The 525-nt window shown below is 50.9% G+C and carries 1 protein-coding gene; it reads right to left on the bottom strand.

Annotated elements, in window-relative coordinates:
- Positions 1 to 149 precede the first annotated feature (149 nt).
- The coding region (locus JNK74_30185) for a serine protease (GenBank protein ID MBL7650439.1) at positions 150 to 525 on the bottom strand (376 nt) is incomplete at its 5' end.

Raw genomic sequence — 525 nt, 5'->3', positions numbered from 1 at the left:
GATTGTGAAAATGCATTTCCGTGAATGCGGACGTAGAGACGGGATGCGTCCCGTCTCTACTGCATTGCGGATGTCCATTTCCGGCGGGCCATAAAAAAAACCGCATGGTTGATGCGGTTTTTAAAAATGTCTGCCTGGGTTCTGCGGGTTTAGTCAGCCAGATTCAGCGGGTAGCGGTAGATTCCGTCGTAGCCGGGGTAAATTCCTTCCAGTTGCATGGTTTCGCCACGGAAGCTGCTGACGGCCCGGTTGAGTTGTTCAATGCTGGATATTTCCACACCATTGATACTGGTAATGATGAATCCGTCCTGCATGCGGGTGTTGCTGAAAGCGCCACCTTGTTTGATCTTTTTTACCACCACACCACCTTCTATTTCGTATTTCTCGGCCAGTTTTTTATCGAGGGTTTCCAGGTCGGCCCCGAGTTTATCGTTGAAGCCGGAAGCGATCTTTTCGTAGGTGCCGGTATTAGCCGAAAGCACCGCGGAGGTGGTCTTCTCTTCGCCGTTTCGCCTGTAAGTGATA

It is taken from the genome of Candidatus Hydrogenedentota bacterium, from assembly GCA_016791475.1.
Taxonomy (GTDB): domain Bacteria; phylum Hydrogenedentota; class Hydrogenedentia; order Hydrogenedentales; family JAEUWI01; genus JAEUWI01.
Note: the sequence above shows the minus strand (reverse complement) of the source record. Positions and strands in the feature narration are given on the sequence as shown.